The organism is Streptomyces hebeiensis (assembly GCF_052983195.1).
Map to the genome: position 1 here is coordinate 3,347,782 of NZ_CM129812.1, position 24,726 is coordinate 3,372,507.

22 protein-coding genes are annotated in these 24,726 nt (G+C 72.1%); 10 read left to right on the forward strand and 12 right to left on the reverse strand.

The annotated features are described in order from the left end of the window. Nucleotides 1-89 precede the first annotated feature (89 nt). Complete coding sequence (locus ACU6P3_RS14635) at nucleotides 90-1,178, forward strand: DUF5937 family protein (RefSeq protein WP_447197487.1); 1,089 nt, start codon at nucleotides 90-92, stop codon at nucleotides 1,176-1,178. A 192-nt stretch (nucleotides 1,179-1,370) separates the two neighbouring features. On the opposite strand, the gene ACU6P3_RS14640 is transcribed toward ACU6P3_RS14635, so the two are convergent. Together ACU6P3_RS14640 and ACU6P3_RS14645 are read right to left on the reverse strand one after the other, a co-directional pair. Continuing rightward, nucleotides 1,371-2,048 (reverse strand): response regulator, encoded by a 678-nt coding sequence (locus ACU6P3_RS14640; RefSeq protein WP_352087333.1) that lies wholly within the window; start codon nucleotides 2,046-2,048, stop codon nucleotides 1,371-1,373. Nucleotides 2,049-2,238: 190 nt separating this feature from the next. After that, nucleotides 2,239-3,435, reverse strand: a complete 1,197-nt coding sequence (locus ACU6P3_RS14645; RefSeq protein ID WP_447197488.1) for a sensor histidine kinase — start codon at nucleotides 3,433-3,435, stop codon at nucleotides 2,239-2,241. A 374-nt stretch (nucleotides 3,436-3,809) separates the two neighbouring features. Between ACU6P3_RS14645 and ACU6P3_RS14650 the strand changes: the two genes are divergently transcribed. Further along, nucleotides 3,810-4,886 carry an SAM-dependent methyltransferase gene (locus tag ACU6P3_RS14650; RefSeq protein WP_447197489.1) on the forward strand — a complete coding sequence of 359 codons (1,077 nt, stop codon included), beginning with the start codon at nucleotides 3,810-3,812 and terminating at the stop codon, nucleotides 4,884-4,886. Continuing rightward, nucleotides 4,883-6,034 (forward strand): NADH-quinone oxidoreductase subunit D, encoded by a 1,152-nt coding sequence (locus ACU6P3_RS14655; protein ID WP_447197490.1) that lies wholly within the window; start codon nucleotides 4,883-4,885, stop codon nucleotides 6,032-6,034. Before ACU6P3_RS14650 ends, ACU6P3_RS14655 begins: the two co-directional genes overlap by 4 nt. A gap of 111 nt (nucleotides 6,035-6,145) precedes the next feature. Here the strand turns inward: ACU6P3_RS14655 and ACU6P3_RS14660 are convergent, their stop codons facing one another. The 4 genes from ACU6P3_RS14660 to ACU6P3_RS14675 form a co-directional block, all read right to left on the reverse strand. Beyond that, entirely contained in the window at nucleotides 6,146-7,330 is a 1,185-nt protein-coding gene (locus ACU6P3_RS14660; RefSeq protein WP_447197491.1) for a serine/threonine-protein kinase, read from the reverse strand. 199 nt (nucleotides 7,331-7,529) lie between these two features. Further along, on the reverse strand, nucleotides 7,530-8,477 hold the full coding sequence (locus ACU6P3_RS14665) for an ABC transporter substrate-binding protein (RefSeq protein ID WP_447197895.1): 948 nt from the start codon (nucleotides 8,475-8,477) through the stop codon (nucleotides 7,530-7,532). A gap of 125 nt (nucleotides 8,478-8,602) precedes the next feature. Continuing rightward, nucleotides 8,603-9,262, reverse strand: coding sequence for an ABC transporter permease (locus tag ACU6P3_RS14670; RefSeq protein ID WP_030756157.1), 660 nt, complete (start codon nucleotides 9,260-9,262; stop codon nucleotides 8,603-8,605). A 2-nt stretch (nucleotides 9,263-9,264) separates the two neighbouring features. Beyond that, nucleotides 9,265-10,131 (reverse strand): ABC transporter permease, encoded by an 867-nt coding sequence (locus ACU6P3_RS14675; RefSeq protein WP_447197492.1) that lies wholly within the window; start codon nucleotides 10,129-10,131, stop codon nucleotides 9,265-9,267. A 151-nt stretch (nucleotides 10,132-10,282) separates the two neighbouring features. On the opposite strand from ACU6P3_RS14675, the gene ACU6P3_RS14680 reads away from it, so the two are divergent. Next, on the forward strand, nucleotides 10,283-11,461 hold the full coding sequence (locus ACU6P3_RS14680) for an ABC transporter ATP-binding protein (RefSeq protein ID WP_447197493.1): 1,179 nt from the start codon (nucleotides 10,283-10,285) through the stop codon (nucleotides 11,459-11,461). A gap of 132 nt (nucleotides 11,462-11,593) precedes the next feature. On the opposite strand, the gene ACU6P3_RS14685 is transcribed toward ACU6P3_RS14680, so the two are convergent. Continuing rightward, nucleotides 11,594-12,706, reverse strand: a complete 1,113-nt coding sequence (locus ACU6P3_RS14685) for an alpha/beta hydrolase (RefSeq protein ID WP_447197494.1) — start codon at nucleotides 12,704-12,706, stop codon at nucleotides 11,594-11,596. A gap of 439 nt (nucleotides 12,707-13,145) precedes the next feature. On the opposite strand from ACU6P3_RS14685, the gene ACU6P3_RS14690 reads away from it, so the two are divergent. The 6 genes from ACU6P3_RS14690 (at nucleotide 13,146) to ACU6P3_RS14715 (ending at nucleotide 18,164) form a co-directional block, all read left to right on the forward strand. Then, nucleotides 13,146-15,014 (forward strand): phosphatidylglycerol lysyltransferase domain-containing protein, encoded by a 1,869-nt coding sequence (locus ACU6P3_RS14690; RefSeq protein ID WP_447197495.1) that lies wholly within the window; start codon nucleotides 13,146-13,148, stop codon nucleotides 15,012-15,014. A gap of 31 nt (nucleotides 15,015-15,045) precedes the next feature. Beyond that, complete coding sequence (folP, locus tag ACU6P3_RS14695; RefSeq protein ID WP_078855015.1) at nucleotides 15,046-15,903, forward strand: dihydropteroate synthase; 858 nt, start codon at nucleotides 15,046-15,048, stop codon at nucleotides 15,901-15,903. Further along, nucleotides 15,900-16,355, forward strand: a complete 456-nt coding sequence (locus ACU6P3_RS14700) for a nuclear transport factor 2 family protein (protein WP_030756174.1) — start codon at nucleotides 15,900-15,902, stop codon at nucleotides 16,353-16,355. The genes folP and ACU6P3_RS14700 overlap by 4 nt, the downstream gene beginning before the upstream one ends. Before the next feature lie 237 nt (nucleotides 16,356-16,592). Beyond that, nucleotides 16,593-16,952, forward strand: coding sequence for a dihydroneopterin aldolase (folB, locus tag ACU6P3_RS14705; protein WP_030756177.1), 360 nt, complete (start codon nucleotides 16,593-16,595; stop codon nucleotides 16,950-16,952). After that, nucleotides 16,949-17,563 (forward strand): 2-amino-4-hydroxy-6-hydroxymethyldihydropteridine diphosphokinase, encoded by a 615-nt coding sequence (gene folK, locus ACU6P3_RS14710; protein ID WP_447197496.1) that lies wholly within the window; start codon nucleotides 16,949-16,951, stop codon nucleotides 17,561-17,563. Before folB ends, folK begins: the two co-directional genes overlap by 4 nt. A gap of 100 nt (nucleotides 17,564-17,663) precedes the next feature. Next, on the forward strand, nucleotides 17,664-18,164 hold the full coding sequence (locus tag ACU6P3_RS14715; RefSeq protein WP_447197497.1) for a DUF3180 domain-containing protein: 501 nt from the start codon (nucleotides 17,664-17,666) through the stop codon (nucleotides 18,162-18,164). 66 nt (nucleotides 18,165-18,230) lie between these two features. On the opposite strand, the gene folE is transcribed toward ACU6P3_RS14715, so the two are convergent. The 5 genes from folE to ACU6P3_RS14740 all read right to left on the reverse strand — a co-directional run bounded on the left by folE (nucleotide 18,231) and on the right by ACU6P3_RS14740 (nucleotide 24,439). Continuing rightward, nucleotides 18,231-18,836 carry a GTP cyclohydrolase I FolE gene (folE, locus tag ACU6P3_RS14720; protein WP_344276374.1) on the reverse strand — a complete coding sequence of 202 codons (606 nt, stop codon included), beginning with the start codon at nucleotides 18,834-18,836 and terminating at the stop codon, nucleotides 18,231-18,233. A gap of 150 nt (nucleotides 18,837-18,986) precedes the next feature. Then, on the reverse strand, nucleotides 18,987-21,017 hold the full coding sequence (ftsH, locus tag ACU6P3_RS14725; protein WP_447197498.1) for an ATP-dependent zinc metalloprotease FtsH: 2,031 nt from the start codon (nucleotides 21,015-21,017) through the stop codon (nucleotides 18,987-18,989). 269 nt (nucleotides 21,018-21,286) lie between these two features. Then, nucleotides 21,287-21,847 (reverse strand): hypoxanthine phosphoribosyltransferase, encoded by a 561-nt coding sequence (gene hpt / locus ACU6P3_RS14730; protein WP_030756192.1) that lies wholly within the window; start codon nucleotides 21,845-21,847, stop codon nucleotides 21,287-21,289. A 77-nt stretch (nucleotides 21,848-21,924) separates the two neighbouring features. Beyond that, nucleotides 21,925-23,109: a tRNA lysidine(34) synthetase TilS gene (gene tilS, locus ACU6P3_RS14735; RefSeq protein WP_447197499.1), complete on the reverse strand. Its 1,185-nt coding sequence runs from the start codon at nucleotides 23,107-23,109 to the stop codon at nucleotides 21,925-21,927. A 199-nt stretch (nucleotides 23,110-23,308) separates the two neighbouring features. Next, complete coding sequence (locus tag ACU6P3_RS14740) at nucleotides 23,309-24,439, reverse strand: Rv3626c family coenzyme F420 biosynthesis-associated protein (RefSeq protein WP_352087322.1); 1,131 nt, start codon at nucleotides 24,437-24,439, stop codon at nucleotides 23,309-23,311. Nucleotides 24,440-24,726 lie beyond the last annotated feature (287 nt).

Below are 24,726 nucleotides of genomic sequence, written 5' to 3' on the forward strand. Positions count from 1 at the left end.
CGGGTCAAGACGGCGTCCCGGCGCACGTCATGTGGCCGGCGTCCTCGATCGGCGGGGCGATTGTCAGTGGCGCCGGGCACCATGGGCGCATGAGCGTGCTGATCGATGTCACGGGAGTGCCGCGGGAGCGGATCGTCTTCTGCCCGTCCCCGCTGGCCGAGCTGGGGGCGGCGCTGCACGCGCTGTCCGAGCCGGCCCACCACGCCCGGCTGCACGGCTGGCTCACGACCACGTCCGCCGGGCTGAAGCCGGAGCTGGCCGACCGGCTGCACGAGGCGGACTTCCTGTGGCGCTCCACGCGCTCCGACATCCTGCTGCCGGCGAAGCCCCGGGAGACGCTGGCGGAGGAGCTGGACGACCTCGACCGGATGGACGAGGAGAGATATGTGACGGCGGCGCTGGAGATCTCCTGTGCCCAGAGTTACGACGAGGGCGTGCTCTCGCCGCTCTCCGATCCGGCCACGCGGCGGCGGACGCTGGAGCTGGCGACGGCGCGGGGACCGCGGCAGGCCGCGTTCGTCCGGCGGATGCTGGCCGACCCGCCCGCCGTCCGCCGCTGGATACGGCGGCTGCTGGAGGACTGCGAGGACGCGTTCTTCGGGGAGACGTGGCGGCGCGTGCGGGTCCAGCTGGCGGCGGACGCCCGGCACAAGACGGAGCTGTTGCGGCGCAAGGGCCTCGCGGACGCGGTCGCGGCGGCGTCCGCGGCGATGACGCTGGAGGAGGACGGCCCGCGCGGTCGGATCGTGGTGGACAAGCTGAGCCATGGGCGCACGAGCGCGGCGGGCACGGGCCTGACGTTCCTGCCCACCGCCTTCGGCTGGCCGCATCTGTACGCGCTGCACGCGCCGGGCTGGCAGCCGGTCGTGCAGTACCCGGTGCCGACGGCCGAGTTGGCGGGGTCCACACCGGTCGAGGTGGTCGGACGCCGTCTGGAGGCGGTCGCGCACCCGCTGCGGATGCGCCTGTGCCGCAACCTCGCGCGCGCCCCGTACACGACGAGCGAACTGGCGGACGCGAACGGCATCACGGCACCGGAGGTCTCCCGCCACCTGGCGGTGCTGAAGAAGGCGGGGCTGCTGACGACCCGGCGCCGGGGCCGCTACGTGCTGCACCAACTGGACGTCACGGCGGTCTCCCGGCTGGGGAGCGACTTCCTGGAGGGCCTGCTGCGCTGACACGCCACCGGCGAGGCGCGCCCGGCCGCCGGCCGTTCGCCCGGGGCTCGTCCACTCCGGGCTCGTTCGCTCACGGCTCGTTCGCTCCGGGCTCGTTCACTCGGAGTCGGTCCACAGCGATGGGCCCGGCACCGGCGGCTCACAGCGGCGGGCCCGACGCCGGTGCCTCACAGCGGCGGGCCCGGCATCGGGTCAGCTCGCCGCCCCGCCGCCGGCCCGTACCATCCCCGTCTCGTACGCGAGGACGACCACCTGCACGCGGTCGCGCAGGCCGAGCTTGGTGAGGATCCGGCCGACGTGCGTCTTGACGGTCGCCTCGGAGAGCACCAGCCGCCCCGCTATCTCGCCGTTCGACAGCCCCTGCGCCACCAGCAGCATCACCTCGCGCTCCCGGGCCGTCAGCCGCTCCACCTCCGGATGCGTCGGCTGGGCGCTGCTGCTCGGCAGCATCGGGGAGAAGCGGTCCAGCAGCCGCCGGGTCGTGGACGGCGCGACGACGGCGTCCCCGCTGTGCACCGCGCGGATCGCGTTCAGCAGCTCGCCCGGCGGCACGTCCTTCAGCATGAATCCGCCGGCCCCGGCCTTGAGCCCGGAGAACGCGTACTCGTCCAGGTCGAAGGTCGTCAGGATGATCACCTTCGGCGCCCCGGGCTGGGCACAGATCCGCCGGGTCGCCTCGACACCGTCGAGTCTGGGCATCCGTACGTCCATCAGTACGACGTCCACCTCGGTGGTGCGGAGCCTCTCCAGCGCCTCGGCGCCGTCCCCGGCCTCCGCGACGACCTCCATGTCCGGCTGCGCGGCCAGCACCATACGGAAGCCGGTGCGCAGGAGCACCTGGTCGTCGACGAGCATCACACGGATCGACATCTACGGTTCCTTCGTCCAGTCAAGCGGGGCCAGTCGGAGGCGGGTTCCCGGACCCGGGGTCCGAACCCGGGGTCCGGGACCCGGGCCTCGTGGCCGGGGGCGGCGGCCGGGTCGGTACGGTCGGCCGACCGTCGGTCGTCGGTACGCCGGGTCCGGGTACGCGGGGTCCGGGTACGCCGGGGCTCGCGGGTCACGCCGATTTCAGGGGCAGCAGCGCGCTGATCCGGAAGCCGCCGCCCGGCCGGGGCCCCGCGTCCAGCGTCCCGCCGACCATACCGACCCGCTCGCGCATACCGATCAGGCCGTGGCCTCGGCCGTCGGCCCCGCCGTCCTCGTACAGCTCGTGCGCGGCGCCCCGTCCGTCGTCCTCGATCAGCAGCCCGAGGCCGTCGTCGAAGTAGACCAGCCGCACGCTCGCGCCGGCCTCCGGACCGCCGTGTTTGCGGGTGTTGGTGAGGGCCTCCTGGACGATGCGGTACGCGGTCAGCTCGACCCCGCTGGGCAGTTGCCGCGCGGTCCCCTCGACGCGGAAGTCCACCGTGAGGCCGGCCTCGCGCACCTTCTCGACCAGCTCCTGGATCTGCTGGACATCGGGCTGCGGCACGTACTCCCCGCCCTCCTCGGCGTCCCCGGTCCGCAGCACGCCCAGCAGCCGGCGCATCTCGGCGAGGGCCTGGCGGCCGGTGCTGGAGATGGTCTCCAGGGCCTCCTTCGCCTGGTCGGGCGCCGCGTTCAGGACGTACGCCGCGCCGTCCGCCTGGACGACCATCACCGAGACGTTGTGCGCGACGACGTCGTGCAGCTCGCGCGCGATCCTGGCCCGCTCGGCCGCGACGGCCACTTTCGCCTGGGCCTCGCGCTCCTTCTCCAGCCGGGTGGCGCGCTCCTCCAGCTGGTCGAAGTAGGCGCGCCGCAGGCGCATCGAGTCCCCCAGCACCCAGGACAGGACGAAGGGCACACTCAGCACGATGGTGAAGAAGACCGCCCCGGCCACACCGGCGCCCCTCGCGGGCCAGCGCAGCTGCGAGAGCGGGGTGGCGAGGATGCCGCCGACGAGCGCGAGCCGCGAGGCCCACCGGGCCGCGCCCTCCGCCCGCACGGTGTAGATCACCACGAGCATCGCGAAGTCGGCCGGGTTGATGGGCACGTCCAGGAGCAGCTGCGCGACGCCCAGCGCCGCGACGAGCAGCAGCGTCTGCTCGGGCCAGCGGCGGCGCAGCGCGACGGTCAGGCTCAGCAGCGCGACAAGGCCGATGGCCACCAGCCGGGAGGCGGCGCCGCTGAACACCTGGACCGTCCACAGCATCGAGAACCCGAAGAGCATCACAGCCCAGAAGCTGTCGACGCCCGTCGGGTGACGGCGGAGGAAGTCGTAGAAGCGCTGCACGTAACCCAGAGTAGGGAAGCGGAAAAGGCCGGGGGGTCAACCGGAGGGTCGATCCGGACGGCGGAAGCCTACTCCCCAAGGTGGACACTTGGCGTGTGGTGGACGACGTGACGGACGAGACGCCCCGGCCCCGCGGAAAGCGGAACAGCCCCGGGCAAGGGGACGACCGCGGGCACGGCGACGGCTCCGGCCACGGCGACGGCTCCGCGCATGGCGACGGCCCCAGGCCGGGGCGCGGCGGAAGCCACGGCAGCGCCCCCGCCGGAAACCACGGCGGAAGCCCCGGTCGGCGCACCGGCCGATACGGCGGCGGTGGCCACAGTCGGCGACCCGGTGCGAGCCACGACGGCACGGCCGTTCCGTGGAGTACGGCCATGGAGCGAGCCCTGTACGGTCCAGGGGGCTTCTACCTGCGGCCCGAAGGCCCGGCCGGTCACTTCCGTACCTCCGTGCACGCCTCCCCCCTCTTCGCCACCGCCGTCGCCCGGCTGCTGGCGGCCACCGCCCGCCGGCTGGACACCGACGAGGTCGCGGTCGTCGACATCGGCGCGGGCCGCGGCGAGCTGCTGACCGGGATCCTCGCGGCGGCGGGGGACTGCCTGGACGGGCTGACGGTCCGGCCGTACGCCGTCGAGCGCGCTCCCCGTCCCCCGGGCCTTGACCCCCGCATCGAGTGGTGTGCGCACCTTCCGGCCGGGGTACGCGGGCTGCTCTTCGCGAACGAGTGGCTGGACAACGTGCCCCTCGACATCGTCGAGACGGGCCCCGACGGGGTCGTACGGTACGTCCTCGTCCGGCCGGACGGCGCCGAGGAGCCCGGCGAGCCGGTCGAGGGGCCCGACGCGGACTGGCTCGCCCGCTGGTGGCCGGGTGCCGGGCCCGGCACCCGGGCGGAGATCGGCCGGTCCAGGGACGAGGCGTGGGCGGCGGCCGTGGGCACACTGGAACGCGGGCTGGCGGTCGCCGTCGACTACGCGCACGCGCGGGAGGCCAGGCCGCCGTTCGCCACTCTGACCGGGTTCCGGCGCGGCCGGGAGGTGCAGCCCGTGCCGGACGGGTCGTGTGATCTCACCGCCCATGTCGCGCTGGACTCCTGCGCGCTGCCGGGCGGGCGGCTGCTCGGGCAGCGCGCGGCGCTGCACGGTCTGGGTGTGCGCGGTGAGCGGCCCCCGTTGGCGCTGGCGGCCACCGACCCGGCGGGGTACGTACGCGCGCTGGCGGCGGCCGGTCAGGCGGCGGAGCTGACGGCGCGCGGCGGGCTCGGCGACTTCGGCTGGCTCGTACAGCCGGTGGGGATCGAGGTGCCGGAGGTGCTCGCAGGCCCAGGAGGGCCGGCCCGGACCGGCGCCTCGGACGGCTCCCGGGACGCGGACCGCTCCATGGCCTCGGACGGCTCCCGGGACGCGGACCGCTCCATGGCCTCGGACCCCTCTGAGAGACTGGGGGCATGACGGAGACCACCCGCACGACGGTCGGCATCGGCGGTGCCGCGGAGAGCACCGACATGGTGCTCAACATCGGCCCGCAGCACCCTTCCACCCACGGTGTGCTCCGCCTGCGGCTCGTGCTCGACGGCGAGGTGATCCGGGAGGCGGAGCCGGTCGTCGGCTATATGCACAGGGGCGCCGAGAAGCTCTTCGAGGCCCGGGACTACCGGCAGATCGTGATGCTCGCCAACCGCCACGACTGGCTGTCGGCGTTCTCCAACGAGCTGGGTGTGGTGATGGCCGTCGAGCGGATGCTCGGCATGGAGGTGCCGGAGCGCGCCGTCTGGGCCAGGACGCTGCTCGCCGAGCTGAACCGGGTCCTCAACCATCTGATGTTCCTCGGCTCGTACCCCCTCGAACTGGGCGGTATCACACCGGTCTTCTACGCGTTCCGGGAGCGCGAGGAGCTCCAGAACGTGATGGAGGAGGTCTCCGGCGGCCGGATGCACTACATGTTCAACCGGGTCGGCGGCCTCAAGGAGGATCTGCCGGCGGGCTGGACCGACCGGGCCCGGCGGGCGGTCGCTCAGGTCCGCTCACGGATGGACGTGTTCGACCGGCTGGTGCTCGGCAACGAGATCTTCCGGGGCCGGACCCGGGGCGTCGGCGTGCTGTCACCCCGGACGGTGCACGCGTACGGGGTGTCCGGGCCGATCGCGCGCGCCTCGGGCGTGGACTTCGACCTGCGGCGCGACGAGCCGTACCTCGCGTACGGCGAACTGGGCGACACGCTCACCGTGGTCACGCGCGCGGAGGGTGACTGCCTGGCGCGGTTCGAATGCCTGCTGGAGCAGACGCACAACGCGCTGGCCCTGGCCGACGCCTGTCTGGACCGGCTCACGGAGCTGCCACCCGGGCCGGTCAACCAGCGGCTGCCGAAGGTGCTCAAGGCGCCGGAGGGGCACACATACGCCTGGACCGAGAACCCGTTGGGCATCAACGGCTACTACCTGGTGTCGAAGGGCGAGAAGACGCCGTACCGGCTCAAGTTGCGCTCCGCCTCGTTCAACAACATCCAGGCGCTGACGGAGCTGCTGCCCGGGACACAGGTGGCCGACATGGTCGCGATCCTGGGCTCGCTGTTCTTCGTCGTCGGCGACATCGACAAGTAGGTCCTGTCCCCCAGTAGGTCCTCTCCCACCTTTTGTCGTTCCGTTCTTCCACGGGTCTTCCGCGGGTCTTCCACGAGTCCCGTCGGCCGGCGGCTGATGACCGGCCGTCGCTCAGGAGCTGATCCTGTCGCGCAGTCCGCCCAGGGGGAACTGCTCGGTCTCGTCGTGCGCGGTGAGATCGATGACCTTGCCGACGGCCCGCCCCTCGCTCTTGCGGCGCTCGGCGAGCACCTCCTCGCCCACGACATCCGCGAGGTCCTCGCGCTCGACGCTCTCCAGGCTCTCCCGTTCGGCGTTCGCACCCACCGGCGTCCGAGCCCCGCCCTCGTCCGGCGCGTCCGTGCCGGCCCGCGCGTCCGTGCCGGCCGGGGTTCCCGCGGCGTCCTTCACGTCGGCGGCATCCCTGGTGTCCGCCGCTGTGGGGGCCTCCGCCGCGTCCGCGTTCTCCGTGGCCTCCGGCGTGTCCTCGTCACCGCCGGTGCCCCGCGCGGCCGACACGCCCTGCGTGCCGAAGAAGTCGAAACCGCCCTCGGGACGGCGGACGGGGCGGGTCGCGGAGTACGGGACGATCGCGGACGCGGCGGGCACCCGGGGAGTGGGGAGGGCGGGCGCCGGACGGCTGTGCTGCTCGCCCCCGGCACCCGCCGCGTGCTTCCCCTGCGGTTCGTCCGCCTCGGCCGCCCGCTCGGCGAGGTCGCGCTGCCGGGCGGCCTCCACGGTCCGTCTGGCCTGCTGTGCCGCGCCGTTGCGCGAGAGCTCGTCCAGCGCCCGCGCGGCGCTGACGTACTCCGCCGCCGTGGGCGTGCCCCCCGCGCCGGGCAGCAGGGCCTTGGGCTCGGCGGCCGCCTCCAGCGCCAGTCGGCGCCGACCCTCCAGCGCCGAGGCGCGTTCGGTCTCCGCCGTCGCGTACCGGCGCAGCAGCGCGGCGTGCTCCCCGCGCAGCCCGGCCAGTTCGACGCGCTTGGAGCGCAGCTTGGCCTCCAGCTTCATGCGCAGCTCGCGCGCCTCCTCGACGTCGGCCTCCAGCTCGGCCACGCGCTCGTCGGTCTTCCACTGGTCGCTGTCCCGCGCGCGCGTCAGTTCGGCGACCCGGCGGCCGGCGCTCCGGTCCCAGCTCCTCATCAGCACGGCGCCGGTGACGGCGGCGACGGCGGTCGCCGCGACCAGACCGCGCAGGACCACGGGCTCCGAGAGGAACCAGGCGCCGGCGGCGCAGAGAACCGCGGCTCCGGCGACCGCCGACGGCGGCAGAAGCTTGTGGAGGGGTGGCGAATGGCGGTGGCGTCCACGTGGCATGGCCTGAAATTTACCGTGCTCGGACGCGGATTGGGGGCCCGGTCGGACAATCTTTCCCGGCTCGTCACACGCGTCGCCTTACGCGTCGTCAAACGCGTTGGCATACACGTCGCCATACGCTCCCGCGCCCCGCCTTCGCGGTGCGCCACCACTTCGCCTATTCGCCCTTGGGGTCCTTACCGGCCGCCCGGAGTCCGGACTACTTCCCGACCAGCCCCTTCGACTCGAGGTATTCCTTGGCGACGTCCTGCGGCTTGGCCCGCTCGGCATCGACCCTCAGGTTCAACGCGGCGAGATCTTCCGTGGTCAGAGTGTCCGTGAGCTTCCCGAGGGCCGTGGCTATCGCCGGGTCGGAACCGGCGTCCTCGGCATGGACGACCGGGAGGACGTTGTCCGCGTTCTGGAGCTTCTTGTCGTCCTCCAGCACCACCAGGCCGTAGGAGTCGAGCGTGCCGTCCGTGGTGGTGGTCAGGACCAGCTGGTCCACTCCGTCCTTGACCGCCTGCTTGGCCTGCGGGGTGCCGACGCCCTTCGGGTCGATGCCCGCCACGTCGATGCCGTACGTCTTCTTCAGCCCCGGGGCGCAGAACGGCCGCACCTCGCACTCGTCCCCCGCCGCGATCTTGACCTTGATCTTCGACTTACCAAGATCGGAAAGGGACTTGAGGTCGTTCTTCTCCGCGAATTCCCTGGAGACCGCGAATGCGTTCTGGTCGACGGCCTTGCCGGGCGGCAGCACCTTCAGCCCCCTCGGCTCGGCGAGCTTCTTCAACTCCGCGACGGTCGCCGCCGCGTCGCTGGACGCCAGCGGCTTCGTCTCCGCCGCCTTGGCCCCGTTCACCTTGGCATTGAGGAATTCCGTGAGCGTCGCGGCGTATTCGGGCACGACGTCGATCTCCCCCTTCTCCAGGGAGGGTTCGTACAGCTCGCGGTTCTCCACGGTGGTGACCGAGGTGCCGTAGCCGGCGTCGCTCAGGACCTGCGCGTACAGCTCCGCCAGCACCTTGGACTCGGTGAAGGCGGCGGCGCCGACGACCAGCGAGCCCTTCTTCCCGGCGGCGGATCCCGAGCCCGCCGCGGAACCGCCGTCCTTGCCCTGCTCCAGACTGTCGCCGCCGCACGCGGCCAGCGACCCGGCCAGGGCCACCGCCGCGAGGACCGCCCCCGCGAGGCGTGCGGGCCTGGACGCCTTGAGGGCGTGGAATGCCTCGCCGGCCCTGGCGGGCCCTGAGGTCGTGTGCGTCGCGAGGCGCGAGGTCTCGTTCAAGAGGATCACCTTTTCCCATCGATCAGCCGGTCCAGCAGCACCAGCGCGCCTTCGACCAGGAGCGCCAGCAGCGCCACCAGCAGGGCGCCGGCGACCACCTGCGGAGTGTTGTACGTGTTGAAGCCGGCCGTGATGATCCGGCCGAGTCCGCCCTGCCCGGCCATCGCCGCGATCGTGGCCGTGGCCACCACCTGGACGGAGGCCGAGCGCAGGCCGGTCATGACCAACGGGTACGCGAGGGGCAGTTCGACGCGCAGGAACAGCTGGCCGCCGGACATGCCCATGCCCCGGGCGGCCTCGACCACCGCCCTGTCCACCTCCCGCATCCCCACGTACGCGTTGGTCAGCAGGGGCGGTACGGCGAAGAGCACCAGCGCGATGACCGTGGGCACCGAGCCCGCGTTGCGCAGCGGCGAGACCATGAACAGCGCGAGCACGGCGAACACGGGGACCGCCCGGCCCACGTTGGAGATGTTGACGGCCAGCGCGCCGCCCTTGCCGAGGTGGCCGAGGCCCAGGCCCACGGGCAGCGCCACGGCACAGGCCAGCGCGAGAGCGACCCCGCTGACGAACGCGTGCTCCCCGAGCCGGTGCCAGACCCCGCCGTCGCCCGTCCAGTGGGCCCCGGTCGACAGCCACGTCCAGGCCTCACCCAGCACGCCCACGGTCAGCCCCCCGCCTTCGTCACGCCGGCCGGTCCGGCCGGCGCCCCGACGGAGCCGACGCGGGCCGTACCGGTACGAGCCGAGCCGGGACGGGCCGGGCCGTCGGAGGCTCCGCCGCCGCTGCCGCCGCCCTGGCCGGGCCCGCCGCCATGCGACGTACTCGTGTCAGGTACATCACGTATGTCACGTACGTCACGTGCGCCGCGTATACGCGTCCACGGGGTCAGCAACCGTTGCACCCCGAGCAGCAGCAGGTCCGCGACGACCGCCAGCAGCACGCACAGCACGGACGCCGTCAGCACCTGGGCCTTGAAGAAGCTCTGGAGGGCATCCGCTATCAGGTTGCCCAGCCCGCCCCGGCCGACGATCGAGCCGACCGTGGTCAGGGCGACCGTCGACACCGTCGCGATGCGCAGCCCGGCCATCAGCGCGGGCAGCGCGAGCGGCAGCTCGACCTCCCACAGCAGCCGTCCCCGCCCGTACCCCATCCCCAGGGCGGCCTCGCGGGCCTCCTCGGGCACGGCAGCGAGTCCGGCCATGATGTTCCGCACGAGAATCGTCAGCGAATACAGCACGAGCCCGGTGATCACCAATGCCGCGGACAGCCCGAACAGCGGAAGCAGCAGCGAGAACATCGCCAGCGAGGGAATCGTGTAGAGCAGGGTCGTCAGGCCGAGCACCGGCGCGGCGAACGACGGCCTGGCACGCGCCAGCAAGGCCAGTGGAAAGGCCACCAGCAGCCCGATCGCGACGGAGGCCGCCGTGATCCACACGTGCTGCACGGTGGCGTCGATCAGCTCCTGGCCGCGGGAGCGCAGGTATTCCCCGCAGATCCAGTCATTGGCCGCCAAGCACCCTTGCGCGGGCATCCGTCACCGCCTCCCCCGTTCGTTCCCGTCCTCAAGTCCTCATCCGGTTTTCCGGACTCCGGCGACCCTATCCCCGACCACTGACATTCGCCGTGGCCCGCCACATTCCAGCAACATGGCCTTCACACGACGCGTCGCACAATGGGGAACCATGATCCGATTCGAGCACGTCACCAAGCGGTACCCGGACGGGACGACCGCTGTCGACGACCTTTCCTTCGAGGTCGCCCAGGGCGAACTGGTCACGCTCGTCGGACCGTCCGGCTGCGGCAAGACCACGACCATGAAAATGGTCAACCGCCTCGTCGAACCGACCGAGGGACGGATATTCCTCGACGGGGACGACATAGCCACCGTGGACCCGGTCCAGTTGCGCCGCCGTATCGGCTATGTCATCCAGCAGGTCGGACTCTTCCCGCACAAGACCGTGCTGGAGAACACCGCCACCGTCCCGCACCTGCTCGGCTGGCAGCGCGGCAAGGGCCGCGAGCGCGCCGCCGAACTCCTCGACCTGGTCGGCCTCGACCCGTCCGTCTACGGCGACCGCTACCCGGACCAGCTCTCCGGCGGGCAGCGCCAGCGCGTCGGCGTGGCCCGGGCGCTGGCCGCGGACCCGCCGGTGCTGCTGATGGACGAACCGTTCGGCGCGGTCGACCCGGTCGTACGGGAGCACCTGCAGAGCGAGTTCCTGCGGCTCCAGGCGACGGTCCGCAAGACCGTGCTGTTCGTCACACACGACATCGAGGAGGCGGTGCGGCTCGGAGACCGCATCGCCGTCTACGGACAGGGCAGGATCGAGCAGTTCGACGCTCCGGCCGCGGTGCTCGGCGCGCCGGCCACGCCGTACGTGGCGGACTTCGTCGGCGCCGACCGCGGGCTCAAGCGGCTGTCCGTGACCCCCATCGAGATCGGTGATCTCGAACAGCCGCCCGTGCTGCACCTCGACGACCCGCTGCGCCGCGCCGCCACGAAGCTCGCGGAAGAAGGCGCGCGCTGGGCCGTGGTCCTGGACGGGGACGACAACCTGCACGGCTGGATCTCCACCGAGCGCGCCGCCGCCGGGGCCGAGGACGGGTCCGTACGGGAGCACGCCCGCCGGATGGAGGCGTGGCTGCCCGTCGGCGCCTCCCTCAAGCAGGCGTTCGCGACGATGCTCCAGCACGACGCGGGGTGGATCGCGGTCATCGACGGGGAGGAGGCGGGCCGGTTCCTCGGGGTCCTCACCCCGGCCCGGCTGCACGAGGCGCTGCGCCGGTCGATCGACGCGGACGCCCAGGCGATCCCGCGGACCGAGGTGGAGTTGGAGACGGTGAGCCCGAACGCCGTCTGACCACCCGCCGCGACCGATACGACCGACGCGACGGCGGCCGGCCCGCACACCGCGGGGCGTGTACGCGGCCCGGCCCGTGCCCCGTGGGACGCGTGCGGGCCCCGCGGGATCCACACACCGCGGGGCGCGTACTCACTCCGCGCCGAGCCGGCCGCTCAGCCACTCCAGCGCCGGCGGGATCTCGCGGCGCCAGGTGTTGAAGTTGTGCCCGCCGCTGTCGAGGATGATCGACGAGACGTGCGCCGGCGCCTTGACCTTGCCGATGAACGCCTGCGTGGCCGCCAGGTTCCCCTCCCCCTTCCGGGAGCTGGTGACCAGCAACGACGTCCTGCCCCGCGGCAGGTGGTCCAGGCTCCACAGCAGGTCGGCCCGGTGGCGCAGGTCCTGCTTGCCGTGGAAGAGGTCGCCCGTCGTCGGGTCCTCGGCCGCCTTGTAGTACGCGGAGAGCCCGGCGCCCGCCGCGTACCGGTCCGGGTGGTGCAGCGCGACCTTCAACGCGCAGTAGCCGCCGGTGGAGTTGCCGATGATGCCCCAGTGGCGCGGCCCGGACCCGACCCGGTACGTCTTCGAGATCACCCGGGGCAGGTCCTCCGCGAAGAACGTCTCCGTCCGCGGCCCGCCCGGGATGTCCACGCATTCGGTGTCGCGCGGCGGCGCCACGGTGGGCCGCAGCATCACCAGGACCATCGGCTGGACCCTGCCTTCCTGGGCGAGCTGCCAGGCGGTGGCCGGGTAGTTCAGCCCTTTGAGCAGGTTGTCCGCCACGCCCGGGTAGCCGGTGAGGACCACCGCGGCCGGGAAGTGCCGGCGTTCGAACTGCGGGCGGAAGTACTCGGGCGGCAGGTAGACGTACGCGGTGCTGTCGATCCCCGAGGCCGGCCCGCTGATCACGATCTTCTGGAGCCGACCGGACACCGAGGGCCGCCCGCCGCCCGGCACGGGCGGCTCCCGGGTCTCCAGCACCGTCATGTTCGCGCCGCCGGCCCCGTGGTCCACGACCGATCCCAGGCCCTGCTCCTGACCGAACAGGTCGGCCCAGGAACCGTAGAAGAGGAACGACTTGTTCGCGGCGAGCCCCACGGCGGCGAAGAGCGCCAGCTGAGTGGCGAACAGCAGGCCGACCCGGCCGAGCACGGCGCGCGGCGTACGGCGTGCCAGCCTGGGCCACAGCCAGATGGTGGCAACGAACAGCAGCACGGCCAGCAGCACGGCCAAGGCCAGGACTTTACGGCTGGTAAGACCCATGGGGATCGAACTCTCTCCCGGGAGATTTTCCTGAACGCGGAGGAACCCGCCCTCCGAAAGCCCCGTCCTAGAGGTCGCAAATGGCCCGGCGTCCACACAGATGGGGACGGTCCGGGCACAACACTCTCTCGCGGAGCCACGGGAAGCGATGTCTGTGACGCTAGATGGGGATAAATCGGGATCGGTTCCGGATCGCACGCAGCGGTCCCCGGGGAAGGCCCCGGCCCACCAGGTCCCCCGTCCGCCGCGCGCACATCCGTCGGGAGGCCGTCCGTACGCGCCGGCGGGGCATCCGAATGCGCCGGAAGGCCATGCGTATCCGCCGGAGGGCCGTCCGCACCCGCCGGAAGGCCGTTCGCACCCGTCGGAGGGCCGTCCGCGACCGCGGCTCCTCAAGGCCCGGGTACGGCGGCTGCTGAGCGGTCCCCGCGCCGAGTCCGTGCCCGCCCTGGTCGGCCGGGCCTGCACCGCCGTCGGGCTGATCGACATCGCCGCCGGTGTCTTCCCCCGCTTCCGCCACAGCCGGATGCACACCCTCGCCGAGGTCCTGCCCGGCGCGCTCGGCCCGTTCGCCGCCGCGCTGTCGCTGAGCGCCGGCGTCCTCCTGCTGCTGCTCGCCCACGGCCTCAAGCGGCACAAGCGGCGGGCCTGGCGAGCCTCCGTCGTACTGCTGCCCGCGGGCATCGTGGGCCAGCTCGGCTACCGGCACTCCCTCCTCGGCACCGCGCTCTCGCTGCTGCTGCTCGGCCTGCTGCTGCGCCACCGCGACCAGTTCGCGGCGCTGCCCGACCCGCGCAGCCGCTGGCGGGCGCTCGCGAACTTCGTGCTGATGGGCGCGGGCTCGATCGGGCTCGGCCTGGTCATCGTCAGCGCGCACCCGCACCGGACCATCGGCGACCCCGGCCTGGCCGACCGGCTCGAACACGTGCTGTACGGACTCTTCGGCCTCACGGGGCCCGTCGGCTACCGCGGCACCGTGGACGGCACCGTGGCCTACTCGCTCGGCTCCCTCGGCCTGCTCACCGCCCTCACCACCATCTATCTCGCCTTCCGCCCCGAGCATCCGGCCGCCCGCCTCACCGGCGACGACGAGCGGCGGCTGCGCGCCCTGCTCGACCGGCACGGCGGCCGTGACTCCCTCGGCCACTTCGCGCTCCGCCGCGACAAGGGCGTGGTCTTCTCCCCCAGCGGCAAGGCGGCCGTCTGCTACCGGGTCGTCTCCGGGGTGATGCTCGCCAGCGGCGACCCCGTCGGCGACGTGGAGGCCTGGCCGGGCGCCATCGAACGCTTCATGGACGAGGCCAAGGCGCACTCCTGGACGCCCGCCGTCATGGGGTGCAGCGAGACCGGCGGCCAGGTGTGGACGCGGGAGACCGGCCTGGACGCGCTCGAACTCGGCGACGAAGCGGTGGTGGACGTGCCGGATTTCTCCTTGCGCGGGCGCGCCATGCGGAACGTGCGCCAGATGGTGGGCCGCATTGAACGCGCCGGGTACGAAACGCGCGTACGACGCGTCCGCGACCTGTCGGCGGACGAGCTGGAAGGCATCCGCCGAGCCGCCGACGAGTGGCGCGGCACGGACACCGAACGCGGCTTCTCCATGGCGCTCGGCCGCATCGGTGACCCTGCCGACGGCGACGCGGTGGTCGCCACGGCTCACAAGCGCGACGACCGGGCCGAGCAGGTCCCGCGCCCCCGCGACGACCGGGCCCCCGGCCCACGCGGTGGCAGACGACAGGAGCCACAGGGCGACCCACCCGCCGGCCGGCCCGACGACACGCGCCCCCAAGACAACCGCCCCTACGGCGATCTGAAGGCCGTCCTCCACTTCGTCCCCTGGGGCCCGGACGGCATGTCGCTCGACCTGATGCGCCGCGACCGCTCGGCCGATCCGGGCATGAACGAACTGCTCATCGTCGCCGCCCTGCGCGCGGCACCCGCCCTGGGAGTGGTACGGGTCTCCCTCAACTTCGCGATGTTCCGCTCCGCCCTGGCCCGTGGCGAGCGGCTGGGCGCCGGGCCGGTGCTGCGCGGGTGGCGCGCCCTGCTGGTCTTCCTCTCCCGGTGGTTCCAGATCGAGTCGCTCTACCGTTTCAACGCCAAGTTCCAGCCCCGCTGGGAGCCCCGGTACGTCGTCTTCCGCTCCACCGGCGACCTGCCCCGGATCGGGCTCGCGGCGATGCGCGCCGAGGGCTTCGTCTCCCTGTCGCTGCCCCGGCCGCTGCACCGCCTGCGCCGGCACCGTCCGCCCCAACCGTGCACCCATGTCACCGGGGCCACGGCCGACCACGGGGTCCGGACGGCGTAAGGCGCGGCCGGGTCCCCTCTAGGGTGGACGTATGAGTACCTTGCGCGCCACGCCCGTCCAGGGTCTGCCGGAGTGGGACCGGTGTGCGGTGATGGGAGTCGTCAATGTGACACCCGACTCCTTCTCCGACGGCGGCCGCTGGTTCGACACCTCCACCGCCGTCAAGCACGGGCTCGACCTCGTCGCCGAGGGTGCGGATCTGGTGGACGTCGGCGGTGAGTCGACCCGGCCCGGTGCCACCCGGGTGGACGAGCACGAGGAGCTGCGACGCGTCCTCCCCGTCGTCCGGGGGCTGACGTCCGAGGGTGTCGTCGTCTCCGTCGACACGATGCGCGCCTCCGTCGCCGAGCGCGCGGTCGAGGCCGGCGCCGTCCTGGTCAACGACGTCAGCGGCGGCCTCGCCGACCCGGCCATGGTGCCCGCCGTCGCCGCCGCCGGGGTCCCCTTCGTGGTGATGCACTGGCGCGGCTTCAGCGAGGACATGAACGCCCGCGCGGTGTACGGGGACGTCGTCGCCGAGGTCGTCGCCGAACTGGGCGCGCGGATGGACGCCGTGGTGGACGGCGGGATCGCCCCGGAGCGCATCGTCGTCGACCCCGGCCTCGGCTTCGCCAAGCACGCCGAACACGACCTGGAACTCCTCGCCCACCTCTCCGACCTGCGGGCGCTCGGCCGCCCGCTGCTGGTCGCGGCCTCCCGCAAACGGTTCCTGGGCCATGTCCTCGCGGGGGACGGCGGCGCCCCGCCGCCCGCCAGGGAACGCGACGCGGCCACCGCCGCGGTCTCCGCCATCGCCGCCCACCAGGGGGCCTGGGCGGTCCGGGTCCACGAGGTACGGGCGACGCGGGACGCCGTCCGGGTGGCGCGCGCGGTCGAGGGCGCGCTGTGACCGCCCGTACGGAAACCGAAGAGGTCGAGCGGGCCAACACGACGTTCTACGAGGCGATGGAGCGCGGCGACTTCGACACGCTGTCCGGGCTCTGGCTGGAGGGCGACGACGGGATCTCCTGCGTCCACCCGGGCTGGCCGGTGCTCAACGGCCGGGGCGACGTGCTCCGCTCGTACGCCCTGATCATGGCCAACACCGAGTACATCCAGTTCTTCCTGACCGATGTCTCGGTGGCCGTCCGCTCCGACACCGCCGTCGTGACCTGCACGGAGAACATCCTCAGCGGCGGTCCGGCCGAGGAGAACGGCGACCTCGGGCCGCTCGTCGGCCAGCTCGTCGTCGCCACGAACGTGTTCCGGCGCACGTCCGAGGGCTGGAAGATGTGGGCGCACCACGGCTCCCCCGTACTGGCCGAAACCGACGAGGAGCCGGACGACGAGACACCCGCGTGAGTGGGCGGGCGACCCCGGGTGATTGACCAGGGGGCCGCGCGGGTACGGGCGACTGGCGACCGGCGGGTGACGGGGGACGTCTCAGGGGCGGGAAGCGGCCACCGCCGAGTGCCGTCCGCCACCCTGGGGCCGCGCTGTCGGTGCCCGCGGGTAGATTCGAAGCACGGCACCGAACCAAGTGCCGCCCGGACCGGACCGCGGTGTTCCGCCCGCCCGACGACAGCAGGAGTGATTCGCGTGGATCGTGTCGCGCTGCGCGGCCTCAAGGCCCGCGGGCACCATGGCGTCTTCCCTCGGGAGCGCGAGGAGGGGCAGACCTTCATCGTCGACGTGGTGCTCGGCCTCGACACCCGCCCCGCCGCGGCGGCCGACGACCTCACGAAGACCGTCCATTACGGAATCGTGGCCGAGGAGGTCGTGGAGATCGTCCAGGGCGATCCGGTCGACCTGATCGAGACCCTGGCGGAGCGCATCGCCCAGCGCTGCCTGAAGCACGACGGTGTACGGGAGGTCGAGGTGGTCGTCCACAAGCCCGACGCCCCGATCGCCGTACCGTTCGACGATGTGACCATCACCATCACCCGGAGCCGAGCATGACCGTCTTCTCCCCCGACGGGTCACAGAGCGACCCGACCGTCCAGCCGGTGCCCGCCTCCGTGGTCGCGCAGGTCGACGCCGCCGACACCACGCTCTCCAATCCGAAACGGGCCGTGGTCTCCCTCGGCTCCAACCTGGGCAACCGGCTGGAGACCCTCCAGGGCGCGGTCGACGCCCTGGAGGACACCCCGGGCCTGCGGGTCAAGGCCGTCTCGCCGGTGTACGAGACGGAGCCGTGGGGCGTCGAGCCCGGCAGCCAGCCGTCGTACTTCAACGCGGTCGTACTGATCAAGACGACCCTGCCGCCGTCGTCGCTGCTGGAGCGCGGCCAGGCCATCGAGGAGGCGTTCGCCCGGGTCCGTGACGAGCGCTGGGGCCCACGCACGATAGACGTGGACATCCTGGCGTACGGGGACCTCGTCTCGGACGACCCGGTGCTCACCCTCCCGCATCCGCGGGCGCACGAGCGCGCCTTCGTGCTCGCCCCGTGGCACGACGTGGAGCCGGAGGCACAGCTCCCCGGCCGCGGTCCGGTCGCCGAGCTGCTGGCGGAGGTCGGCAGCGGCGGCGTCCAGCCCCGCGCCGACCTGGAACTGCGCCTTCCTGAGTAATCGTTAGGCTCGTGACGCACGGGCCGGTGCGACGCGCCGGCCGATGCGGTTCGCCGGTACGACACACGCCGGTACGACAAGGCGAAGGGCGGCTCTCTCGGTGAAGCAGTTGCGGATCGGCGTGCTGGCCGGCCTGTTCGTGGTGGCGGGCGTGCTCTCCTGGGCCGCGGCCCGGCTCTGGGACTCCTTCGGCACCCTGCCCAGCGTGCCGCTCGCCGCGCCCATCGTGCTCGCGGCGATCGCCGCCGTGCTGACGGCCACCGCGCTCTCGCTCCGAGCCCGCTTCAAGGCCCAGCGCGAGCGCCGCCCCGAGGCGAAGGGCGTCGACCCGCTGATGGCCGCCCGTGCGGTCGTCTTCGGTCAGGCCAGCGCCCTGGTCGCGGCGCTGGTCTCCGGCATCTACGGCGGCGCGGGCGTCTTCCTGCTGGGCTCCCTCGACATCCCGGCCCGCCGCGACCAGGCCGTCTACGCGGGCTTCTCGGTCGTGGCGGGCATCGCCGTGATCGCCGCGGCCTTCTTCCTGGAGCGCGTCTGCAAGCTCCCGGAGGGCCCGGACGACGGCAACGACAAGAACGGCACGGCCCCGGCCGGGCCCGTCTGAGCGGAGAACGTACGGCGGCATCGGGGCAGCCGGCGACGTACGGCGACCCAGCGCGTCTGATCAGGCTCAGCGCGCCATGATCAGGCTCATCGCCTCCGCGCGGGTCGCGGGGTCCCTCAGCTGACCGCGCACCGCCGACGTGATCGTCTTGGCGCCCGGCTTCCGCACACCGCGCATCGTCATGCACATGTGCTCGCACTCGATGACCACGATCACACCGCGCGGCGCGAGCGCCTCCATCAGGGAGTCGGCGATCTGGGTCGTCAGCCGCTCCTGGACCTGGGGCCGACGGGCGAACACGTCCACCAGCCGGGCCAGCTTCGACAGTCCGGTGATCTTGCCGTCGGCCGACGGGATGTAGCCGACGTGGGCGACACCGACGAACGGCACGAGATGATGCTCACAGCTGCTCATCACCTCGATGTCCTTCACGAGCACCATCTCGTCGTGCCCGAGGTCGAACGTCGTCGTCAGCACGTCCTCGGGGTTCTGCCACAGCCCCGCGAATATCTCCTTGTACGCCCGCGCCACCCGGCCCGGGGTCGCCCGCAGTCCCTCGCGGTCCGGATCCTCGCCCACCGCGATCAGCAGTTCGCGCACGGCGTTCTCGGCCCGCTTCTCGTCGAACTCGCGGATGGGGGTGTCCCGCTCCAGCGCCACCGGGTCGGTCATCTGTGCCTCGTTCCTGTCCCGTCCTGTTAAGCGGACATGCGAATGCCGCGCCCCCACAGGCTAGAACCTGGGGTGCGCGGCATCCATTCCGGGCCTGTCGGGACGGACCGGTCAGCTCTCTCGGCCGAGGCCGGTCCGTCCCGCCGTCCGTCAGCTCTCCGGGCGGTCCTCCGGGACGGCCTCGGTGGGCGGGGTCTCGCCGCCGGTCACCGCCGGCATGCCGCCGTTGGCACCGGACGCGCCGTTGGTCAGCGCCAGCTCCTTGGGCGAGAGCACCGGCGGCCGCGTGGAGGGCGTACGCCGCGAGGAGCCGGTCCACGCCGGGCGCGACGGCCGCTTGACGACGGTCGAGAAGATCTCCGCGATCTGGTCCTTGTTGAGCGTCTCCTTCTCCAGGAGCTGGAGGACCAGGTTGTCCAGGACGTCCCGGTTCTCCACAAGGATCTCCCACGCCTCGTTGTGCGCGGTCTCGATCAGCTTCTTGACCTCGTCGTCGACCAACGCCGCGACCTCTTCCGAGTAGTCGCGCTGGTGCGCCATCTCACGGCCGAGGAACGGCTCCGTGTTGTCGCCGCCGAACTTGATCGCGCCGAGCCGCTCGGTCATGCCGTACTGCGTGACCATCGCCCGGGCCGTGGCCGTGGCCTTCTCGATGTCGTTGGCCGCGCCCGTGGTCGGGTCGTGGAAGACCAGTTCCTCGGCCGCGCGCCCGCCCAGCATGTACGCCAGCTGGTCGAGCATCTCGTTGCGCGTGGTCGAGTACTTGTCCTCGTCCGGCAGGACCATCGTGTAGCCCAGCGCCCGGCCTCTCGACAGGATCGTGATCTTGTGCACCGGGTCGGAGTTGGGAGAAGCCGCCGCGACCAGGGCGTGACCGCCCTCGTGATACGCGGTGATCTTCTTCTCCTTCTCGGACATGATCCGGGTCCGCTTCTGCGGGCCCGCCACCACCCGGTCGATCGCCTCGTCCAGGAAGTGGTTGTCGATCAGCTTCCCGTCGCCGCGCGCCGTCAGGAGCGCCGCCTCGTTCAGCACGTTCGCCAGGTCCGCGCCGGTGAAGCCGGGCGTACGGCGGGCGACGGCGCCCAGGTCGACGTCCGGGGCGACCGGCTTGCCCTTCTGGTGGACCTTGAGGATCTCCAGCCGGCCCTGCATGTCGGGGCGGTCGACGGCGATCTGCCGGTCGAAGCGGCCCGGGCGCAGGAGCGCCGGGTCGAGGATGTCCGGCCGGTTCGTGGCGGCGATCAGGATGACGCCGCCCTTCACGTCGAAGCCGTCCATCTCCACGAGCAGCTGGTTCAGCGTCTGCTCGCGCTCGTCGTGGCCACCGCCGAGGCCCGCGCCACGGTGCCGCCCTACGGCGTCGATCTCGTCCACGAAGACGATCGCCGGCGCGTTCGCCTTGGCCTGCTCGAAGAGGTCGCGCACCCGGGAGGCACCGACACCGACGAACATCTCGACGAAGTCGGAGCCGGAGATCGAGTAGAACGGCACTCCGGCCTCACCCGCGACCGCGCGGGCGAGCAGCGTCTTGCCCGTACCGGGCGGGCCGTAGAGCAGCACGCCCTTGGGAATCTTGGCGCCGACGGCCTGGAACTTGGCCGGCTCCTGGAGGAACTCCTTGATCTCGTGGAGCTCCTCGACCGCCTCGTCGGACCCGGCCACATCGGCGAAGGTCGTCTTCGGGGTGTCCTTGGTGATGAGCTTGGCCTTGGACTTCCCGAACTGCATGACCCGGGAGCCGCCGCCCTGCATCTGGTTCATCAGGAACAGGAAGACCACGACGATCAGCACGAAGGGCAGCAACGAGAGCAGCACCGAGACGAACGGGCTCTGCTTCGACGGCGAGACCGTGTATCCCTTGGTGATGTCACCGCTCTGGTACTTCTTCTGCAAGGTCGAGGCGAGCGACGAGCCCTGGTTGCCGATGTAGCTGGCCTGGATCTTGTCGCTGCCGTTGACCTTCTGGCCGTCCTTGAGGTCGACCTTGATGATCTGTTCGTCACCTGTGGTCAGCTTGACCTGCTCGGCCTGGTTCTTGTCGATCGCCTGGACGACCTGACCGGTGTCCACCGTCTTGTAGCCGCCCGACGAGCCGACGACCTGCATCAGCACGACCACGGCGAGGACGGCCAGCACGATCCACATGACCGGCCCACGGAAGTATCGCTTCACGTCCATCCATACGGAGCGGAATCGCCCCGTCCCTCCTGCCCGTAGGTAAATGCCGCTGTGAGAAAAAAGCTGTTCTTCGGACGGTACCCCAGCATTGCCACCCGCGACCGCACGGGACGGCTGACAAACCCGCCTTCCACTACTTCAACGCCGCGAAACGCTCCAGGGTTCCCGGTGCCGGCCCCACCCCGGTCCTGTTCGACCGGGAACCGGGGCCCGGGCCGGGCCGGGGCCGTCGATACACGGCCTGGCCCGGCCCAGTGCCGGGAGGGGCGCTAGCCCCCGTACACGTGCGGCGCGAGCGTTCCGACGAAAGGCAGGTTGCGGTACTTCTCCGCGTAATCCAGTCCGTATCCGACGACGAACTCATTCGGAATGTCGAAGCCGATCCATTTGACGTCGATCGCGACCTTCGCGGCGTCCGGTTTACGGAGCAGGGTGCAGACGTCCAGCGAGGCCGGCTCGCGCGAACCGAGGTTGGACAGCAGCCACGACAGGGTCAGCCCCGAGTCGATGATGTCCTCCACGATGAGGACGTGCTTGCCCTTGATGTCGGTGTCCAGGTCCTTGAGGATCCGGACCACGCCGGAGGACTGGGTGCCCGCCCCGTACGAGGAGACGGCCATCCAGTCCATCGTCACGGGGGTGGACAGGGCCCGCGCCAGGTCCGCCATGACCATCACGGCGCCCTTGAGGACCCCGACGAGAAGCAGGTCCTTGCCCGCGTACTCAGCGTCGATCTTCGCGGCCAGGTCGGCCAGCTTCGCGTCGATCTCTTCCTTGGTGATGAGCACCGACTGGAGGTCGTTGCCCATGTCCTTGTCGTCCACCCGCATCACTTTCGTCGTCGGCCAGGTGCCGGGGCCGGACAGCGCCGGGGACCCGGGAGACACAGCCGTAGAGCGTCAGCGCTTCAGCCCTGCCGGATGACAAGTCTGCCACCCTGCCTCCGGGCCTCGACCCTCCCGGGCAGGCTGATGGCCTTCTGGCCGCGCCAGCCCGTGATCAGGCGGTCGACCTCTTCGATGTGACGGGCGAACAGCGAACCGGCGGGGGCGCCCACGGCGATCACCGCGCGGCGCAGCACCCGGCGGCGGACGGCGGGCGGCAGCTCCTGGAGCCGGGCGCACACCAGCTGCCCCGTCTCGTCCCGAACGGACCGCTCCGCCTCGGTGGCCCAGCCGTCGAGGGCGTCGGCGTCGTCGCGGGAGAGCTGCGCGGTACGGGCCAGGGCCTCGACGACGCCCTTGCCGAGCGCCTTCTCCAGGGCGGGCAGCCCCTCGTGCCGGAGCCGGGAGCGGGTGTAGGAGGGGTCGGTGTTGTGCGGGTCGTCCCACACGGGGATCGACTGGACGAGGCAGGCCTTGCGGGCGGTCTGCCGGTCGAGCCCCAGGAAGGGGCGCCGGTAGCGGCCCGCCTTCCCCGAGACGGCCGCCATGCCGGACAGGGAGCGGGTGCCGGAGCCTCGGGCGAGGCCGAGCAGGACCGTCTCCGCCTGGTCGTCGCGGGTGTGGCCGAGCAGGACGGCGGCGGCGTGATGGCGCTCGGCGGCGGCGTCCAGGGCCTCGTACCGCGCGTCACGGGCGGCGGCCTCGGGGCCGCCCACCCGCCGCCCTCCGTCGACGCGCGGGGAGGAGTCGCTGTGCGCCACGGGCGTCCGGGCGAGGCCGACGGTCACGGCGACGGATTCGACGGGGTCGAGCCGCATCGCGCGGAGCCGGGTGACGAGGTCACGGGCGCGGACGTCCGATCCGGCCTGGAGACCGTGGTCGACGGTGACGGCACCGGCGCGGACGGAGAGCTTGGGGGCCTCGAAGGCGAGGGCCGAGGCGAGGGCCATGGAGTCGGCGCCGCCCGAGCAGGCGACGAGCACGAGCGGCGGCTCGCCGGGCAGGGAATCGCCGGGCCGGGACTCGCCACTCCAGGACTCGCCGGTCCGGGAGGATACGGTCCGGGACTCGCCGGTCCAGGACGGGGCGGTCCAGGAGGGAGCGGACTCGGCCGGGGTGCGAGAGGGATCAGCCAGGTCGGTGAGGATGTCGTGGAGTACGCGGCGGACCGCCAGGCGTATCGCCGCGACCGCAGGATGGGGACCCATGTCCGGTGCCCTTCGTGATGTTTTACGGGGGGTGCCTCGGCCGGAGTCAGGGCGGAGAACGTCACTCAGAGTGCGTCGATGGTGACAGAGCCGAGTCATTACCCGAGCATTGCACGCCTGTCCCCCACCCACGGTCCCTCGGATGGGTGATAGCTGAGGCGCGCCTGTGCCCGGGGGCGTGCCCCGGCCCGGGTACGGCTCAGGTGTCCGCCTTGCGGTGCACCCGCGCGACCCAGTCCGCCGGTTTGGCGATCTCCGCCTTGGTGGGCAGGGTGTTCGGCGAGGTCCACACCCGGTTGAAGCCGTCCATGCCGACCTCCTCGACGACGGCCCGTACGAACCGCTCGCCGTCCCGGTACTGGCGCAGCTTCGCGTCCAGCCCGAGCAGCTTGCGCAGCGCCATGTCGAGCCGGCCGGCACCGCGTGCCCGGCGCTGCTGGAACTTCTCCCGGATCTCCGCGACCGTGGGCACGACCTGCGGTCCGACCCCGTCCATCACATAGTCGGCATGGCCTTCGAGCAGGGACATCACGGCGGTGAGCCGGCTCAGGACCTCGCGCTGGCCGGGCGTCTGCACCAGCTCGACGATGCTGTGGCCGTCGTCGTCCCGCTCGCCCTCGGGCCGGCCGCCGGCCAGCGACTGGGCGGCCTCGCGGAGCCGCTCCAGGAGGGTCATCGGGTCGACGTCGGTCTCCTCCAGGAACGACTGGATCTCGCCCTGGAGGTGATCGCGCAGCCAGGGGACACCGGTGAACTGGGTGCGGTGCGTCTCCTCGTGGAGCGCCACCCAGAGCCGGAAGTCGTGTGGATCGACGTCCAGTTCGCGCTCGACGTGGACGATGTTGGGCGCGACCAGCAGCAGCCGCCCCGCCCCGTCCGCAGCGGCCGGGAGGTCACGCGAGGCGGGCGCGAAGGTCTCGTACTGGCCGAGGACGCGGGACGACATGAACGACAGCAGCATGCCCAGCTCGACGCCGGTGACCTTGCCGCCCACGGCGCCCAGAACGGCGCCGCCCGCGCTGCCCGAGCGCCGCTCACGCATCTTGGCGAACAGGGGCCCCAGCAGCTCCCGGAACCCCGCGACATTGGCCTTGACCCAGCCCGGCCGGTCCACGACCAGGACCGGGGTGTCCACCGGATCATGGCCGTCCGGCACCATCCGGGTGTACGCGCGGACATGGTCCTCGGACGCCATGGCATGCCCGCGCAGCTCGGCGACGATCTCGCGCGCCTCGTCCCGGCCGACCTCGGGTCCGGGCCGTACGAGGCGGGTCGCGGTCGCCACCGCGAGGTTCCAGTCGACCATCTCGGCACCACCGATGCTCGTCATGCGTCAACCGTACGTGCTCGGACCGGGGAGCGGAGAGGTCCGGACGTGGGGCCGGCCCCCTTTATCAGGGCTCGGTTCGCCTCCGGGGGCGCAGGTGCCGGGCGGCGGATGGAAAACCCCGAGGTGGCCGGGGTGTCCGGTCACCGCCGCGCGCGGCCTCTTTTTTGGGGCTCGGTTCGCCTCCGGGGCGCTTTATGCCCCTGTCGACGGTCGACCGTGCTCGGCTCCTCGTTCCTCGGAGCCTCCGCCCACGCGGCGGAGCCGCATATCGAGCACAACCTCCCTTT

Bases quoted from the DNA above. Each gene is read 5' to 3' on its own strand.
- ACU6P3_RS14635 (WP_447197487.1), top strand. From the start codon at position 90: ATGAGCGTGCTGATCGATGTCACGGGAGTGCCGCGGGAGCGGATCGTC.
- ACU6P3_RS14640 (WP_352087333.1), bottom strand. From the start codon at position 2,048: ATGTCGATCCGTGTGATGCTCGTCGACGACCAGGTGCTCCTGCGCACC.
- ACU6P3_RS14650 (WP_447197489.1), top strand. From the start codon at position 3,810: ATGGAGCGAGCCCTGTACGGTCCAGGGGGCTTCTACCTGCGGCCCGAA.
- ACU6P3_RS14655 (WP_447197490.1), top strand. From the start codon at position 4,883: ATGACGGAGACCACCCGCACGACGGTCGGCATCGGCGGTGCCGCGGAG.
- ACU6P3_RS14660 (WP_447197491.1), bottom strand. From the start codon at position 7,330: ATGCCACGTGGACGCCACCGCCATTCGCCACCCCTCCACAAGCTTCTG.
- ACU6P3_RS14675 (WP_447197492.1), bottom strand. From the start codon at position 10,131: ATGCCCGCGCAAGGGTGCTTGGCGGCCAATGACTGGATCTGCGGGGAA.
- ACU6P3_RS14680 (WP_447197493.1), top strand. From the start codon at position 10,283: ATGATCCGATTCGAGCACGTCACCAAGCGGTACCCGGACGGGACGACC.
- ACU6P3_RS14685 (WP_447197494.1), bottom strand. From the start codon at position 12,706: ATGGGTCTTACCAGCCGTAAAGTCCTGGCCTTGGCCGTGCTGCTGGCC.
- folP (WP_078855015.1), top strand. From the start codon at position 15,046: ATGAGTACCTTGCGCGCCACGCCCGTCCAGGGTCTGCCGGAGTGGGAC.
- folK (WP_447197496.1), top strand. From the start codon at position 16,949: ATGACCGTCTTCTCCCCCGACGGGTCACAGAGCGACCCGACCGTCCAG.
- folE (WP_344276374.1), bottom strand. From the start codon at position 18,836: ATGACCGACCCGGTGGCGCTGGAGCGGGACACCCCCATCCGCGAGTTC.
- ftsH (WP_447197498.1), bottom strand. From the start codon at position 21,017: ATGGACGTGAAGCGATACTTCCGTGGGCCGGTCATGTGGATCGTGCTG.
- hpt (WP_030756192.1), bottom strand. From the start codon at position 21,847: ATGCGGGTGGACGACAAGGACATGGGCAACGACCTCCAGTCGGTGCTC.
- tilS (WP_447197499.1), bottom strand. From the start codon at position 23,109: ATGGGTCCCCATCCTGCGGTCGCGGCGATACGCCTGGCGGTCCGCCGC.
- ACU6P3_RS14740 (WP_352087322.1), bottom strand. From the start codon at position 24,439: ATGACGAGCATCGGTGGTGCCGAGATGGTCGACTGGAACCTCGCGGTG.